The sequence below is a fragment of the Bradyrhizobium sp. USDA 4501 genome, from assembly GCF_054062115.1.
This window is the reverse complement of record NZ_JBSSEX010000001.1, coordinates 1,103,306-1,118,771: the sequence shown is the minus strand read 5'-3', so window position 1 is coordinate 1,118,771 and position 15,466 is coordinate 1,103,306. Positions and strand designations below refer to the sequence as shown.

The window sequence follows — 15,466 nt, the reverse complement described above, 5'->3', positions numbered from 1 at the left end:
CTCGCGTCGGCCGAAATAGCATCCTCGGCCGGCTCGCATTCGCAGCAGAGCCGTCTCTTTTTGACGATGATCCGCACGCGATCGGCGGCACTGCGCCCGGCATGGTCGCTCGGAGCGCGCAGCCTCACGCACTATGCCGAGGAAGTGAAAGCCGCCGCGGCTCCGCGGGTTGGCGTTTTGCCCGGCATCGGGTAAATCGGCCGCTACGGAACGGCTTTTGCAATGTCGATTCCTCTGCCTGGGCGGGCTTCATTTCGGGAACGCTTGTTTTATGATCGCACTGGTCCGTATCGCGCTGAGCCGGCCATATACTTTCGTCGTGCTCGCGATCCTGCTGTTGATTATCGGACCGCTGGCGGCGTTGCGCACGCCGACCGACATCTTCCCGGACATCCGCATCCCCGTGATCGGCGTGGTCTGGCAGTACACCGGCCTGCCGCCGGACCAGATGTCCGGCCGCATCACCACGCCGTTCCAGCGCGCGCTGACCACGACCGTCAACGACATCGAGCACATCGTCGCCAATTCCTATAACGGCGTCGGCATCATCAAGATCTTCTTCCAGCCCAACGTCGACATCCGCACCGCCAATGCGCAGGTCACCGCGATCTCGCAAACCCTGCTCAAGCAGATGCCGCCGGGCGCGACGCCGCCGCTGATCCTGAACTACAGCGCCTCGACGGTTCCGATCATCCAGGTCGCGCTGTCGGGCGAGGGACTGACCGAGCAGAACCTCGCCGATATCGGCATCAACCAGCTGCGCACGCCGCTGGTCACGGTGCCTGGTGCGGCGATCCCGTATCCGTTCGGCGGCAAGCAGCGCCAGGTCCAGATCGATCTCAATTCGACCGCGCTGCAGGCGCGCGGCCTGTCGGGCCAGGACGTCGCCAACGCGCTCGCCGCGCAGAATCTGATCACGCCGGTCGGCACGCAGAAGATCGGCAATTTCGAATACACCATCAACCTCAACAACTCGCCGCTGCGGCTCGAGGAGCTCGGCGACCTGCCGATCAAGCAGGTCAACGGCGCGATGGTCTATGTGCGTGACGTCGCCTCGGTCCGCGACGGCAACCCGCCGCAAACCAACATCGTCCATGTCGACGGCAACCGCTCGGTCTTGATGATGGTGCTGAAGGCCGGCGCCACCTCGACGCTCGATATCATCTCCGGCATCAAGCAGAAGGTGATCGAGGTCAAGGACCAGATGCCGGACGCGCTGAAGATCGGCTTCATCGGCGACCAGTCGGTGTTCGTCCGCGGCGCCATCACCGGCGTCGCGTTCGAGGGCGTGATCGCCGCGCTGCTCACCAGCATCATGATCCTCTTGTTCCTCGGCAGCTGGCGCTCGACCGTCATCATCGCGGTGTCGATCCCGCTGTCAGTGCTCGGCGCCATCATCATGCTGTCCCTGATCGGCGAGACGCTGAACATCATGACGCTCGGCGGCCTCGCACTCGCGGTCGGCATCCTGGTCGACGACGCCACGGTGACGATCGAGAACATCAATTATCACCTCGAGCAGGGCAAACCCGTCGAGCAGTCGATCCTCGATGGCGCCAACCAGATCGTGACGCCGGCCTTCGTCTCCTTGCTCTGTATCTGCATCGTGTTCGTGCCGATGTTCTTCCTCACCGGCGTGGCGCGCTTCCTGTTCGTGCCGATGGCCGAAGCGGTGATGTTCGCGATGATCTGGTCGTTCATCCTGTCGCGCACCCTGGTGCCGACCATGGCGAACTATCTGCTGCAGGCGCATGTGCATCATGAGGGCGCGCCGCCGAAGTCGCGCAATCCTTTGGTCTGGTTCCAGCGCGGCTTCGAGGCGCGGTTCGAGCGCATCCGCAGCGGCTATCGTGGCCTGCTCGCGATGGCGCTCGGTCATCGCACGGTGTTCGTGAGCTGCTTTCTCGCAGTCGTCGCCGCGTCGTTCCTCTTGGTGCCGTTCCTCGGGCGCAACTTCTTCCCGTCGGTCGACGCCGGCAACATCCTGATGCATGTCCGCACCCAGGTCGGCACCCGCGTCGAGGAGACCGCCAACCAGCTCGCCGACATCCAGAAGGCGATCCGCAAACTGGTGCCCGGCGAGATCGAGACCATGACCGACAACATCGGCATGCCGATCTCCGGCATCAACATGACCTACAACAACACCGGCGTGATCGGTCCGCAGGACGGCGACATCCAGATCCGCCTCAAGGAAGGCCACAAGCCGACCGAACAGCATGTCCGCGCACTTCGTGAGCAATTGCCGCGGCTGTTCCCGGGCACCAGCTTCGCGTTCCTGCCGGCCGACATCGTCAGCCAGATCCTGAACTTCGGCGCGCCGGCGCCGATCGACCTGCAGATCCGCGGCGCCAATCTCGAGGCCAACTTCGCCTATGCCAACAAGCTGCTGGCCGGGATCAAGCGCATCCCCGGCATCGCCGATGCGCGGATCCAGCAGTCGCCGAACAACCCGACCTTCAACATCGATGTCGACCGCACCCGCGCACAATATGTCGGCCTGACCGAGCGCGACGTCACCAACTCGCTGGTGGTCAACCTCGCCGGCTCCTCGCAGGTGGCGCCGACCTATTATCTCAATCCCGATAACGGCGTGTCGTATTCGATCGTGATGCAGACGCCGCAATACCAGATCGACTCGCTGAGCGCGCTGCAGACCCTGCCGATCACCGCGACCGGCAACACCCAGGCACCGATCCTCGGCGGCATCGCCGACATCAAGCGCGCGACCTCGAGTGCGGTGGTGTCGCAATATGACATCCAGTCGCTGGTGCAGATCTACGCCACGACGCAAGGCCGGGATCTCGGCGGCGTCGCGACCGACGTGCGCAAGCTGATCGCCGACACTGCCAAGGAGGTGCCGAAGGGCTCGTCCGTGGTGCTGCTCGGCCAGGTGCAGACCATGAACTCGGCCTTCACCGGCCTCTTGTTCGGCCTGCTCGGCGCCGTCGTGCTGATCTACTTCCTGATCGTCGTGAACTTCCAGTCCTGGTCGGACCCGTTCGTGATCATCACGGCGCTGCCCGCTGCGCTCGCCGGCATTGTCTGGATGCTGTTCACGACGGAGACCACGCTGTCGGTTCCGGCGCTCACCGGCGCCATCATGTGCATGGGTGTGGCGACGGCCAACAGCGTGCTCGTGATCAGCTTCGCCCGCGAGCGCTATGAGGAACTCGGCGATCCCGTCGCGGCGGCCCTGGAAGCCGGCTTCGTCCGGTTCCGCCCGGTGCTGATGACCGCGCTTGCCATGATCATCGGCATGGCGCCGATGGCGCTGGGGCTGGGCGAGGGCGGCGAGCAGAACGCGCCGTTGGGCCGGGCCGTGATCGGCGGCCTGATCTTCGCCACCTTCGCGACGCTGATGTTTGTTCCCGTGGTATTCAGTATGGTACACAAGAAGCAAGGCGCCAAAGCCGCCGCCTCATCGGAGATTCCGCATGCCGCCCACTGAAAAGCGCCCCCCGGTCTCACGCCGGAAGCTGGGCATCTTCGGCGTGGTGGCCCTGGTAGGGGCGGGCCTGATCGTCGGCACCGGGATCCGCGCCCGTGAGGAACAGGACACGCGGCTGAAGGAATGGACCGACGACCAGGCCATTCCGACCGTCGCGGTGGCGCTGCCCAATGCCAAGGCGCTGAGCCCCACGATCGACCTGCCGGGCCGGCTCGAGGCCTATTCCCGCGCGCCGATCTATGCCCGGGTGTCCGGCTATCTCAAGAACTGGGACGCCGACATCGGCGCCCGCGTCAAGGCCGGCCAGGTGATCGCCGAGATCGAGGCGCCCGACCTCGACCAGCAATTGCTGCAGGCGCGCGCCGATCTCGCCAGCGCCCAGGCCTCGGCCAAGCTCTCCGAGGCCACGTTGAACCGGCGCAAGACGCTGGTGGCCTCGAACTTCGTCTCCGCCCAGGAGATCGACGAGCGCACCGCCGACCTTTCCAACAAGAACGGTGCGGTCAAGGCCGGCCAGGCCAATGTCGAGCGGCTGGAAGCGCTCGCCGGATACAAGCAGATCACGGCGCCGTTCGACGGCGTGGTGACCTCGCGCGACACCGACGTCGGCGCGCTGATCAACGCCGGCGGCAACTCGGGCCCGGCGATGTTCACGATCTCGGACATCACCAAGCTGCGCGTCTATGTCAACGTGCCGCAGAACTACGTCCCGGCGATCAAGATCGGCGCCAAGGCGACGCTGGCGCTGCCGGATTACCCGAACCGCACCTTCCAGGCGACGGTGGAAGCCTCCTCGCAGGCGGTCGATGTCGCCTCCGGCACGACGCGGATGCAACTCGGGCTCGACAACTCCTCCGGCGAATTGATGCCGGGCAGCTATGCCAGCGTGAAGCTCAATCTGCAGCGCGAATCCACGCCGCTCAGCATTCCCGCCAGCGCGCTGATCTTCAACAGCAGTGGCCTGCGGGTCGCAACCGTCGGTCCTGACGACAAGGTGCTGTTCAAGACCGTGAAGATTGGCCGCGACCTCGGCAAGGAGATCGAGATCGCCACCGGCCTCGCGCCCGACGATCGCATCATCACTGCCCCGCCGGACGGCCTCGCCGACGGCGACCATGTCCGCGTCACTGGTGCCGGCGCCAAGGGCAAGCCGACCACGGCATCCGAAAAGCAGGACGTGAAGGGGTAGGGGAGGACAGGTAAGCTCGTTCCTGCCTCTCACCTCAAGCCGCTTGCTCTGCCGTCATCCTGAGGTGCGCGCCCTTCCGCGCCTCGAAGGATGGGATCACGACGGTGTTCGCAGCCCATCCTTCGAGGCTCGCTCCGCTCGCACCTCAGGATGACGGCGGATTTTGCGGCGTGGTAGGAATTGTCAGCCCACCCGCCATTCCAGCATGCCATCGCCGGCGGTGACGATGTCGCCGGTGGTACCGACCGGCGTGCGGTCCATGTCCTGCAGATAGGCCAGCGTCGCCGTGTCGCTCGCCGGGATGCGGCCGAGCGTGCGCCGGCCGTCCTCGGTGCGCAGCATGGTGACGCCATGCTCGACTTCGCCATTGGCGCGATAGATCACGGTGAAGGCCTCGATCTTGCCCTTTCCCGCAGCCTGGGCGGTGAAGTCGGGCACGTTGCGCCTGTTGCGGTCGGCCTCCGCCTGCACGGACGTGTCCTGCTTGAGCGCGACGTTCGGCGCCGCGCGCGACAGCACGAGGCCATGATGCTTGGTGACGAAGCCGCCCTGGCCATAGAGCAGGCCGAGCGTGCCGCCGCTTCGGAGCTTGCGCACCATCGCGCAGGCCGAGTGCGTCATGTAGGTGTTGAGCGGCGCGCCGAAGAACGTCAGACCACCCGTCACGGTCGGCTGCACGTCGGCACCGAGGCCGAGCGTCCGGCGCGCCATCTTGGGTACGCAGGGGAAGCAGCTATAGAGCTCGATCGCGTCGAACTTCTTGCCGTCGCCGCCGACGAGATCCATCACCGCCTTCAGCACCGCGGTCTGCGCGTGGCTTTCGACGAACTGATCGCGGATCAGATAGTCGCGCGGCTCTTCCGCCGAGGCGCCGCCGAGCGGATAGATCAGCTTGTCCTCCGGCACGCCGGCCGCGCGCGCCTTCGCGAGGCTGGTCAGGATCAGCGCGCCGCCCATGTTCACCGTCGGGTTCGCCACCATCAGCTTTGTATACGGCCAGGCGATCATCCGGTTGTCGGGCGTGGCCGTGGTGATCTCGTCGCCGGTGAACGTCTTCTTCAGCCACGAGTTCGGATTGTCGGCCGCGACGCGCGCATAGGTCGACCATAGCTCGCCCGATTCCTTCAGCGCGTCGCGCGGCGTCTGGCCCCAATGCGCCGATGTTGCGGATTCATAGAGCGGATAGACCGTGATCGGCCTGAACACGCCGAGGCTCACGGCCATCGGCTTCTGGAACGCGGCGCCGCGCTTCGGCTCCTCCACGTCGTGCGCGAACGGCGTCCACGGCAGCTCCACGCCGGCACGCTGCGCCTTGGTCGCCGTCGACTGCGCCTCCGCGCCACAGACCGCGGCGACGCTGCATTCGCCGCGCGCAATGCGTTGCGCAGCCTCGTGCAGATAGCGGATCGGACTCTCGCCGCCGACCGGGCCGTAATAGAGATGCGAAGGCTGAATGCCGAGCCGTGCGGCGAGCTGCTTCTCGGGATCGCGGTAGCGCCAGCTCAGGAAGTTGACGACGTCGAGCGACTGCACGTCGGACAGCAGCCTGGCGCCGCTGTCCGCCTCGGCGCGCTTCAGCGCCTCCTCAAGCAGCGTGAGCGGCTCGAGGCCGACGGCGATGTCCTTCGGACGATCGATGATCTCGCCGACGCCGACGATGACGGGAATGCGGTCTTCGGGGATGCTGTTCGACATTCTTGTTGGTTCACTCTGCGGTCTTGGACTCGATGGTTGTTATTGGCGTCATTGCGAGCGAAGCGAAGCAATCCATGTTCCGACACGGGGAAAGGTGGATTGCTTCGTCGCTTCGCTCCTCGCAATGACGGCGGGGAGGGATCGTCACTCCGCCACCAGCGCGTTCATGTGCTCGACGGCCTCGACGAACTCTTCCTTGAACTCCTGCACCACGGCGCCGGCCGACTTGACGCTGTCGACCAAGCCGACGCCCTGGCCGACGAAATAGCTGACGAGGTCGCGGGCCTTCTCGTTACCACCGGCGGCGGCGCGGTCGATGGCGTTGAAGGCGTCGCGGCTGATGATGCTTTGCAGCGGCATCGGCAGCGCGCCGGGGCTCTCCGGCGAGCGGTCCCAGGCGTCGGTCCAGACCGAGCGGAGCTGCCGCGCCGGCTTGCCGGTGCGGCCCTTGGAGCGCACCGCGTCGCGCGAGGAGGCCGCGATCATCTTCTCGCGGAAGATCTCCGAGGTCTCCGATTCCACCGTGGCCAGCCACACCGAGCCGGTCCAGGCGCCGGCCGCGCCCATCGCCATGCAGGCCGCCATCTGGCTGCCGGTCATGATGCCGCCGGCGGCGAGCACCGGCACGTCGCGGATCTTTTTGACCGCCTTGATCACCTCCGGCACCAGCACCATGGTCGAGACCTCGCCGCAATGGCCGCCGGCTTCGGTGCCCTGCGCGACCAGGATATCGACACCGGCCGCGACCTGGCGCAGCGCGTGCTCCTTGGAGCCGACCAACGCCGCCACCGGCACGCCGTGCTTGCGCCCCATCTCGATCATCGCCTTCGGCGGCACGCCGAGCGCATTCGCGATCAGCCGGATCGGATGCCGGAACGAGACTTCGAGCAGTTGCAGCGCGGTCTCGGCGTCGAACGGCTGCGGCTGGTTGTCGGCGACGTTGCGGCCGGTCAGCTCGATGTCGTATTTCTTCAAGAGATTGCGGGTGAAGTCGCGATGCTCCTGCGAGACCCGCGCCTCGAGGCTTTTCCAGGTGACGTTCTTCTCGCCGGCGGTCGAGATGTTTTCCGGGATCAGCACGTCGATGCCATAGGGCTTGCCGTCGACATGCGCGTCGATCCACTTCAACTCCTGCTCCAGCGTCTCCGGCGAATGCGCGGTCGCGCCGAGCACGCCGAAGCCGCCGGCGCGGCTGACCGCCGCCACCACGTCGCGGCAATGGCTGAAAGCGAGCAGGGGGAAGTCTATCCCCAGCATATCGCAGATCGGTGATTTCATGGACTGGTTCTCTCCCGGCGGCTGCTTCTTGTGCTTGTTGGCGTCAGCCGCTGCAACGCTAGCGCATCACGGTCCGCGAAGCCAAGCGGGTTTCGGCCACGGCGATCTTGCGTGCAGGCGCTGCTCCGGCTGCATCCCTCGCAGCGCATTCCGCTGGATAGAAAATGCGATCCGCGGGGTGGGCAAAGCGCAGCCCGCGCACCATCTAGTGCGGACATGGGGATGGGCACGGCGCCGCCGCGCCACCTGGCAAGAACATGAATCGGGAGCCAACGACGTGAATGACATTCCTGCCTACGAGCCGCCGAAAGTCTGGACCTGGAACAAGGAGAGCGGTGGGCGCTTCGCCAGCATCAACCGGCCAATTGCCGGTCCCACCCACGACAAGGAACTGCCGGTCGGCCGCCATCCGCTGCAACTCTACTCGCTGGCGACGCCGAACGGCGTCAAGGTCACCGTGATGCTGGAAGAGCTCCTGGCGGCGGGTCACAAGGGCGCGGAATACGACGCCTGGCTGATCAAGATCGACGGCAACCAGTTCGGCAGCGGCTTCGTCGCGGTCAATCCGAACTCGAAGATCCCGGCGCTGATGGACCGCAGCGGGAAGGAGCCGATCCGAGTGTTCGAGTCGGGCTCGATCCTGGTTTATCTGGCGGAAAAATTCGGCGCGTTCCTGCCGACCGACGTCAAGACCCGTGCCGAAACCTTCTCATGGCTGTTCTGGCAGATGGGCGCCGCGCCCTATCTCGGCGGCGGCTTCGGGCATTTCTACGCCTATGCGCCGACCAAGATCGAATACGCCATCGACCGCTTCGCGATGGAAGTGAAGCGCCAGCTCGACGTGCTCGACCGACGGCTCGCCGACAACGAGTATCTCGCGGGCGATGTCTACACCATCGCCGACATGGCGGTGTGGCCCTGGTACGGCAGTCTCGCCAAGGGTCTGCTTTACGGCGGCGGCGAATTCCTCTCGGTGCAGGACTACAAGAACGTGCAGCGCTGGACCGATGCGATCGCGGCACGGCCGGCGGTGAAGCGCGGCCGCATGGTCAACCGCACCTGGGGCGAGCCGTCGAGCCAGCTCCATGAGCGCCACGACGCCAGCGATTTCGAAACGAAGACGCAGGACAAGATCGGCGAGCCGGTGGCGTCGTGACGAAACGCGTCATGGCCGGGACAAGCCCGGCCATGACGAAATGACAGCTTTGCCAACCCGCCCTGCGATCACCCCAACAGATCGTCATACTCCGGATGCTTCTTCATGAAGCCCTGGATGAATTCGCATTTCACGACGAGCTTGATGCCCTGCGCTCGGACGGCGTCGAGCGTGGCGCGTGCGAGCTTGGAGCCGATGCCGCGGCCGCCGAGCTCCGCCGGCACCTCGGTGTGAACCAGCGTGATCCTGTCTGGCGTCTTGCGGTAGACCACGAAAGCGGTTGAGCCGTCGACGGCGAGCTCGAACCGGCTCTGCGCTTCGTTGTCGCGGAATGTTTCGCTCATTGTCTGATCCTCTATTTCTTTGTGCCCTCGGCCGCGGGAAACACCACGCGGTCGTCGGTGCGGCAGTAGCGGTCGGCGAACATGCGGCCGATCGGGTGGTAGCGCTCCATGTGGACGCGCATCGCCTCGCGGTCCCACAATTCGTCGCGAATGTGGAAATGGATGCCTTCGCCCATGATCAGCTGGCGGTCGCCATTGACGTCGATCAGCTTCCAGGTCTTGCACTCCATCGCGAACGGCGCCTGGGCGAGGCGAGGGACTGCGATCTTGCTTGAGGGCGCGAGCTTGAGGCCGAGATAATCGGGCTCGCCGATCTCGGGCGGGAAGTCGCCGGAGGTCTCATGCATCGCGCGCGCCAGCGGCTCGTCGGTCAGGTTGACCACGAATTCGCCGAGACGCTGGATGTTGACCAGGGTGTCCTTCTCGCGGCCGTCGGGCCGGCGATTGACCGCAAACATGCAGAGCGGCGGATCCTCGCAGAACACATTGAAGAACGAGAACGGCGCCGCATTGACCACGCCGTCCGCGCTCGTGCTCGTCACCCAGGCGATCGGCCGCGGCAGCACGAAGGAGGTCAGCACCTTGTAGCGTTCGCGCTGGGTGAGGTCGCTTGGGGAATATTCCATGGGATGTCCGGAAGTTCGTAGGGCGGGTTAGCGAAGGGTAACCCGCCGCGAGCGGACCGCAAAGCAAAAGGCGGGTTACGCTCGCGCGAACCCGCCTTGCAGACTTGCTTGTTTGTTTTTGTTCCTTGGAGCGCTCTTCCCTTACCTCGCCCCGCCTGCGGGGAGAGGTCGGATCGCATCGTCAGATGCGATCCGGGTGAGGGGGATTCTCCGCGAGACTATCTCTCACCGTGCTTGCGGAGGCAGCCCCTCATCCCGGCCTTCTCCCCACAAGAGCGGGGAGAAGGAGAAGAAGCGACTACGGCATGCTCAGTTCGTGGCGGCCGACCACCATCCAGTGCACCTCGTCCGGACCGTCGGCGAAGCGGAGATGGCGGACGTCCTGGTACATTTCGCCGAGCGGCGACCACTGCGAGATGCCGGTGGCGCCGTGCATCTGGATCGCCTGGTCGATCACCTTGCAGGCGCGTTCGGGCACCATGGCCTTGACCATCGAAACCCAGACCCGGGCTTCCTTGTTGCCGAGTACGTCCATCGCCTTGGCCGCCTTCAGCACCATCAGCCGCATCGCCTCGATCTCGCAACGCGCCTGGGCGATGATCTGCATGTTGCCGCCGAGATGGGCGATCTTCTTGCCGAAGGCCTCGCGGGTCAGGCCGCGCTGCACCATCATGTCGAGCGCCTTCTCGGCCTTGCCGATGGTGCGCATGCAGTGATGGATGCGGCCCGGTCCGAGGCGGACCTGCGAGATCTCGAAGCCGCGGCCTTCGCCGAGCAGCATGTTTTCCTTCGGCACCTTGCAATTGTTGAAGCGCAGATGCATGTGGCCGCGCGGCGCGTGGTCGTGGCCGAACACATGCATGGGCCCGAGGATCTCGACGCCGGGGGTGTCGATCGGCACCAGGATCTGCGACTGCTGCTTGCTCGGCGCGGCATCGGGATTGGTCTTCACCATCACAATCATGATCTTGCAGCGCGGATCGCCGGCGCCGGAGATGTAATACTTCTCGCCGTTGATCACCCACTCGTCGCCGACGAGCTTTGCGGTGGTCGAGATGTTCTTGGCGTCGGAGGAGGCGACGTTCGGCTCGGTCATCGCATAGGCCGAGCGGATCTCGCCATTGAGCAGCGGCTTCAGCCACTTCTCCTTCTGCGCCTTGGTGCCGACGCGCTCCAGCACCTCCATGTTGCCGGTGTCGGGCGCCGAGCAGTTCATGGTCTCGGAGGCCAGCGGGCTCTTCCCGAGCTCGGCGGCGATGTAGGCGTAGTCGAGGTTGTTGAGGCCTTCGCCGGTTTCTGCATCGGGCAGGAAGAAGTTCCAGAGGCCGACTTCCTTGGCCTTGTCCTTGGCCTTCTGCAGGATCGCGAGCTGCTCGTCCGTGAAGCTCCAGCGGTTGGTCTTCTTCTCGCCGGCGCGATAGAACTCGACCGACATCGGGTCGACCGTGTCGCGGATGAACTGCTTCACATGGTCGTAGAGCGGGCGGACCTTGTCCGACATGCGCAGGTCATTGAGCTCGTCGCCCGGACTGAGCGTGTAGTTCGTGGTGCGCGGCACATAGGCATGTTTCACTGTCTTTTCTCCCTCGCGAAGGCGCGTTTCGCGGCGGACAATAGACGCGTGCGACGCCAAGCGCGAGTACCGATTTTCCGATCACCTCTACCGCATCGCGGAATTTAGCGACGGCGTTTCAAACGTTGTTTGAACGCCGCCGCGTGCAGCGTGAAAGATTCCGGCGGACGCCTGTTAGCTCATCCGGTGCATCGCGCAGATCTTGTTGCCGTCGAGGTCGCGCAGATAGGCGAGATAGAGCTTCACGCCAGAACCTTCCCGTACGCCCGGCGGGTCCTCGCAAGGCTTGCCGCCATTGGCGACGCCGGCCGCGTGCCAGGCATGGACCTGCTCCGGCGAAGAGCAGGCAAAGCCGATCGTGCCGCCATTGGCATGCGTCGCCGGTTCGCCGTTGATCGGCTTGGACACCATGAAAATGCCGGCCTTGGTGAGGTACATGATGCGGTGACCGTCAACCCGGGCCGGCCGGACATCGAGCGTGCCGAGCAGCGCATCATAGAACGCCTTGGCCTTGTCCAGATCGTTGGTGCCAACCATCACGTGTGAAAACATCTGAAATATCCTCCCTGCTTGTTAAAAGCCGCCTCATTGCGTCCCTTGCGGCTCAAACGCTAGCAGCAGTTTTGCCGCGACGGAAGCGACGCTGCGTCGCGCGTTGTTCTATCCGTCGCTCTCCGGCCGTCATTCCACGCCGCGCAACTGCGCCGCGAGGGTGCGGATGTATGACTCAACCGCGCGCCACATATTCAGCGTCGTCCCGTTGAAGGCCGGGACCCATAACTACCGATGTCATTTGTGGTGCGATGCTGGTACGACGAGTCCCGTTCACAACATCCGCCGCGGCGTATGGGTCCCGGCCTTCGCCAGGACGACGGCGTTGATGCGGCAAGAGCCGGGCTAGAACGCCGTGTACCCGCCGTCGATCACAAAACAATCCGCCGTATGATAGGACGACGCCTTGCTCATGATGTAGACGGCGATGCCGCCGAAATCGCTCGGCTCGCCGAAGCGGCGCAGGGGGATGCGCGGCATCACATTGGCGACGAACTTGTCGTTGGCCATGATGCCGGCGGTCATGTCGCTCTTGATCCAGCCGGGCAGGATCGCGTTCGCCGTGACGCCGTGGCGCGCGAGCTCGACGCCGAGTGCGCGGCACAGCGCGTTCAGCGCCGCCTTGGTGCCGGCATAGTGCTCGTTGCGCGCGGTGCCGAACAGCGAGGCGAGGCTCGAGGTCGCGACCAGCCGGCCGAACTTGTCGCCGGCCTCGGCGCGGTCGGTCATGTGGCGTGCCGCAGCCTGGAATACGTGAAATACGCCGTCGAGATTGGTCGCGAACATCTTGCGCCATTCCTCCTCGGTGCGGTCGATGAAGGCTCTACGTCCGCCGCCGCCGATGCCGGCGTTGGCGAAGCAGCCGTCGACGCGGCCGAAGGTGTCCAGGGTTGCCTTCATCGCGGTCTTGACCGAGCCGGGATCGCTGACGTCGCAGAATTGCGTCGCGACCTTGCCGGGGCCGGCCTTCATCGAGGCCGCGGCGTTGGCGTTTTTTTCCGCGTTGCGGCCCCAGATCGAGACGTTGCAGCCGGCGGCGTTCAGCGCCTGCGCGATGCCGAGGCCGATGCCGCCGTTGCCGCCGGTGATGACAGCGACGCGGCCGGTGAGATCGAAGATGCCACTCATTGGGGTTTCCATTTGGTTTGGTGCGCGCTAATCACGCGTTCACGGATGGGCTTGCCGCCGACCATGGACAAGCCCGGCACAAAAATCAAATATGGGTCGAAGCATCGACCTACCGCGGTACCCACCGCCGAAACAACGTGAAGAGGAAACCATGCAGTTCAAGCACGTCACGCTCGACTTCGACGGATCAGTCGCGATCCTCAAGCTCGACCACCAGGAAGTCATGAACGCGGTCTCGATCGACATGCTGGGCGGGCTTGCCGAGGCACTCGATGCGATCGACGACAAGCGCGACGAGGTGCGCTGCCTGGTGATCACGGGCGCGGGCCGTGCTTTCTGCACCGGCGCCAACCTGCAGGGCCGCAACCAGCAGAAGCCCGGCAAGAGCAATGCCGGCGCGGCGCTGGAAACCGCGTTCCATCCGTTCCTGCGTCGGTTGCGTAAGCTGCACTGTCCGATCGTGACGGCGGTGAACGGTCCGGCCGCCGGCGCCGGCATGAGCTTCGCGCTGATGGGCGACCTCATCCTGTGCGCGCGCTCGTCGTATTTCCTGCAGGCGTTCCGCCGCATCGGCCTGGTGCCGGATTGCGGCTCGACCTGGCTGTTGCCGCGGCTGATCGGCAAGGCGCGCTCGGTCGAGCTGTCGCTGCTCGGCGAGCGGCTGCCGGCCGAGAAGGCGCTGGAGTGGGGTCTCGTCAACCGCGTCTATGACGACGCCGCGCTGATGGAAGAAACCATGAAGCTCGCGCACGATCTCGCCAACGGCCCGACGGTGGCGTTGTCGCTGATCCGCAAGCTCTATTGGGACAGCCCGGAAAATACCCTCGAGGATCAGCTCAATCTGGAATTCGAGTCGCAGCGCCTTGCCGGTAGCGCCGAGGATTTCAAGGAAGGTGTCACCGCATTCCTCGAGAAGCGGCCGGCGAAGTTCAAGGGCAAATGATCGAGACCGAACTCACCCGCTGCGTCGCCTCGTTTCATCCGGGCGCGACCGGCGTCACCGGCGCCGCAAAGCTCTCCGGCGGCGCCAGCCAGGAGACCTGGACGTTCGACATCGTGCATCCGAACGGCACTGTCGGCGCGATCCTGCGCCGCGCGCCGCCGGGCTACGGTGCCGCGCCGGGCCGCGCCGCCGGCCTCGATGCCGAGGCGACGCTGATGCAGCTCGCGCATGACGCCGGCCTGCCGTCGCCGAAGGTGATGCATGTCTTGAGGCCGGAGGACGGCCTTGGCCGCGGCTTCATCATGGCGCGGGTCGAAGGCGAGACCATCGCGCGGAAAATTTTGCGCGACGAGGAATTTGCCGGCGCGCGGCCGATTCTCGCCCGCCAGCTCGGCCGTGTCATCGCCGGCATCCATGGCCTGCCGCAGGCCAAACTGCCGAAGCTGCGCAGCCTGACCGCGACCAGGGAGATCGAGGATCTCTCCCGCGAGTATCACAGCTTCAACTGGCCGCGGCCGGTGTTCGAATTGGCGCTGCGCTGGCTGCGCGATCACGATCCCGGTCCGTCGTCGGAGACGACGCTGGTGCATGGCGATTTCCGCCACGGTAATCTGATCATCGGTCCCGACGGGGTGCGCGCGGTGCTCGACTGGGAGCTCGCGCATACCGGCGATCCGATGGAGGATCTCGGATGGATCTGCGTCAACTCATGGCGCTTCGGCGAGATCGACAAGCCGGTCGGCGGTTTCGGCACGCGCGAAGATTTGTTCGCGGGCTATGAGGAAGCCGGCCGCAGGGCCGACCCCGAGCGCGTGATGTTCTGGGAAGTGATGGGCACGCTGCGCTGGGGCGTGATGTGTTGCGGCATGATGCAGCGCTTCCGAAGCGGCCCGGATCACTCGATGGAGCGCGCGATGATCGGGCGGCGCGCGTCGGAGACCGAGATCGATCTGCTGCGGTTGCTGGCGCCGCGCGCATGATCCCGGAACGTGGAGACCGGTCTTCGGAATCGATCATGCGCAAGAAAGAGAGCAAGTGACATGCAGGACGAACCGACACCCACCGAACTGATCAAGGCCGTCGCCGACTTCCTGCGCAGCGAGATCGCGCCCGCGATCAAGGGGCACAACGGCTTCAAGCTGCGCGTCGGCATCAACGCGCTCGACCTGGTGACGCGGCAGCTCGCGCTCGCCGAGGCCGGCGATGCGACCGAGGCCGCGCGGCTGAAGCAATTGCTGGGCACCGACGGGACGCTGATGGAGCTGAACCGCGTGCTGTCGGAGAAGATCGCAGGTGGCGAGGTCGATCTGAAAACGCCGGGGCTATCGGAGCATCTCTGGCAGACCACGATGGACAAGCTCGCCGTCGACCAGCCGAACTACGCGTCCTACAAGCGGGAGCTCGGAAAGTAGGATGGGTAGAGCGAAGCGAAACCCATCAGGACCACGCGCCAAGCCTCGATGGGTTTCGCTACGCTCTACCCATCCTACGTCGTCATGAGAGGATTGCCGTCATTCCGGGATGGTGCGTC

Annotated in this window: 13 protein-coding genes; 6 read left to right on the top strand and 7 right to left on the bottom strand. The window is 65.2% G+C overall.

What is annotated here, in order from left to right; genetic code table 11:
* The first annotated feature begins 271 nt into the window (after positions 1 to 271).
* Together ACVWZM_RS05325 and ACVWZM_RS05320 are read left to right on the top strand one after the other, a co-directional pair.
* Complete coding sequence (locus ACVWZM_RS05325) at positions 272 to 3,451, top strand: efflux RND transporter permease subunit (protein ID WP_168857530.1); 3,180 nt, start codon at positions 272 to 274, stop codon at positions 3,449 to 3,451.
* Complete coding sequence (locus ACVWZM_RS05320; RefSeq protein WP_456852138.1) at positions 3,438 to 4,640, top strand: efflux RND transporter periplasmic adaptor subunit; 1,203 nt, start codon at positions 3,438 to 3,440, stop codon at positions 4,638 to 4,640. Before ACVWZM_RS05325 ends, ACVWZM_RS05320 begins: the two co-directional genes overlap by 14 nt.
* 183 nt (positions 4,641 to 4,823) lie before the next feature.
* Here the strand turns inward: ACVWZM_RS05320 and ACVWZM_RS05315 are convergent, their stop codons facing one another.
* Positions 4,824 to 6,335, bottom strand: coding sequence for an acetyl-CoA acetyltransferase (locus tag ACVWZM_RS05315; RefSeq protein ID WP_076827188.1), 1,512 nt, complete (start codon positions 6,333 to 6,335; stop codon positions 4,824 to 4,826).
* A gap of 144 nt (positions 6,336 to 6,479) precedes the next feature.
* Positions 6,480 to 7,613 (bottom strand): nitronate monooxygenase, encoded by a 1,134-nt coding sequence (locus ACVWZM_RS05310; RefSeq protein ID WP_168857531.1) that lies wholly within the window; start codon positions 7,611 to 7,613, stop codon positions 6,480 to 6,482.
* A 277-nt stretch (positions 7,614 to 7,890) separates the two neighbouring features.
* Between ACVWZM_RS05310 and yghU the strand changes: the two genes are divergently transcribed.
* Positions 7,891 to 8,769: a glutathione-dependent disulfide-bond oxidoreductase gene (yghU, locus tag ACVWZM_RS05305; protein WP_076827192.1), complete on the top strand. Its 879-nt coding sequence runs from the start codon at positions 7,891 to 7,893 to the stop codon at positions 8,767 to 8,769.
* A 68-nt stretch (positions 8,770 to 8,837) separates the two neighbouring features.
* Here yghU and ACVWZM_RS05300 read toward each other — a convergent pair whose 3' ends face one another.
* The 5 genes from ACVWZM_RS05300 to ACVWZM_RS05280 all read right to left on the bottom strand — a co-directional run bounded on the left by ACVWZM_RS05300 (position 8,838) and on the right by ACVWZM_RS05280 (position 12,992).
* Positions 8,838 to 9,113, bottom strand: coding sequence for a GNAT family N-acetyltransferase (locus ACVWZM_RS05300; protein ID WP_076827194.1), 276 nt, complete (start codon positions 9,111 to 9,113; stop codon positions 8,838 to 8,840).
* Between the two features lie 11 nt (positions 9,114 to 9,124).
* Positions 9,125 to 9,739 (bottom strand): flavin reductase family protein, encoded by a 615-nt coding sequence (locus tag ACVWZM_RS05295; protein ID WP_057015743.1) that lies wholly within the window; start codon positions 9,737 to 9,739, stop codon positions 9,125 to 9,127.
* A gap of 298 nt (positions 9,740 to 10,037) precedes the next feature.
* Positions 10,038 to 11,312 (bottom strand): acyl-CoA dehydrogenase family protein, encoded by a 1,275-nt coding sequence (locus tag ACVWZM_RS05290; RefSeq protein ID WP_076827195.1) that lies wholly within the window; start codon positions 11,310 to 11,312, stop codon positions 10,038 to 10,040.
* A 174-nt stretch (positions 11,313 to 11,486) separates the two neighbouring features.
* The gene (locus ACVWZM_RS05285; RefSeq protein ID WP_057015741.1) at positions 11,487 to 11,864 is read right to left on the bottom strand and encodes a VOC family protein; all 378 of its coding nucleotides are present in this window, start codon (positions 11,862 to 11,864) and stop codon (positions 11,487 to 11,489) included.
* 345 nt (positions 11,865 to 12,209) lie between these two features.
* A complete protein-coding gene (locus ACVWZM_RS05280; protein ID WP_016845858.1) occupies positions 12,210 to 12,992 on the bottom strand; it encodes an SDR family NAD(P)-dependent oxidoreductase in 783 nt (260 codons plus the stop codon).
* Between the two features lie 151 nt (positions 12,993 to 13,143).
* Here ACVWZM_RS05280 and ACVWZM_RS05275 point away from each other — a divergent pair, with 151 nt between their 5' ends.
* Genes ACVWZM_RS05275 through ACVWZM_RS05265 form a run of 3 tightly spaced genes read left to right on the top strand, consistent with a single transcriptional unit; the run spans position 13,144 to position 15,347 of the window.
* Positions 13,144 to 13,935, top strand: a complete 792-nt coding sequence (locus ACVWZM_RS05275) for an enoyl-CoA hydratase/isomerase (protein WP_092083353.1) — start codon at positions 13,144 to 13,146, stop codon at positions 13,933 to 13,935.
* Entirely contained in the window at positions 13,932 to 14,915 is a 984-nt protein-coding gene (locus ACVWZM_RS05270) for a phosphotransferase family protein (protein ID WP_076827199.1), read from the top strand. Before ACVWZM_RS05275 ends, ACVWZM_RS05270 begins: the two co-directional genes overlap by 4 nt.
* A gap of 60 nt (positions 14,916 to 14,975) precedes the next feature.
* Positions 14,976 to 15,347: a DUF6285 domain-containing protein gene (locus ACVWZM_RS05265; protein ID WP_076827200.1), complete on the top strand. Its 372-nt coding sequence runs from the start codon at positions 14,976 to 14,978 to the stop codon at positions 15,345 to 15,347.
* The last annotated feature ends 119 nt before the right edge of the window (positions 15,348 to 15,466 follow it).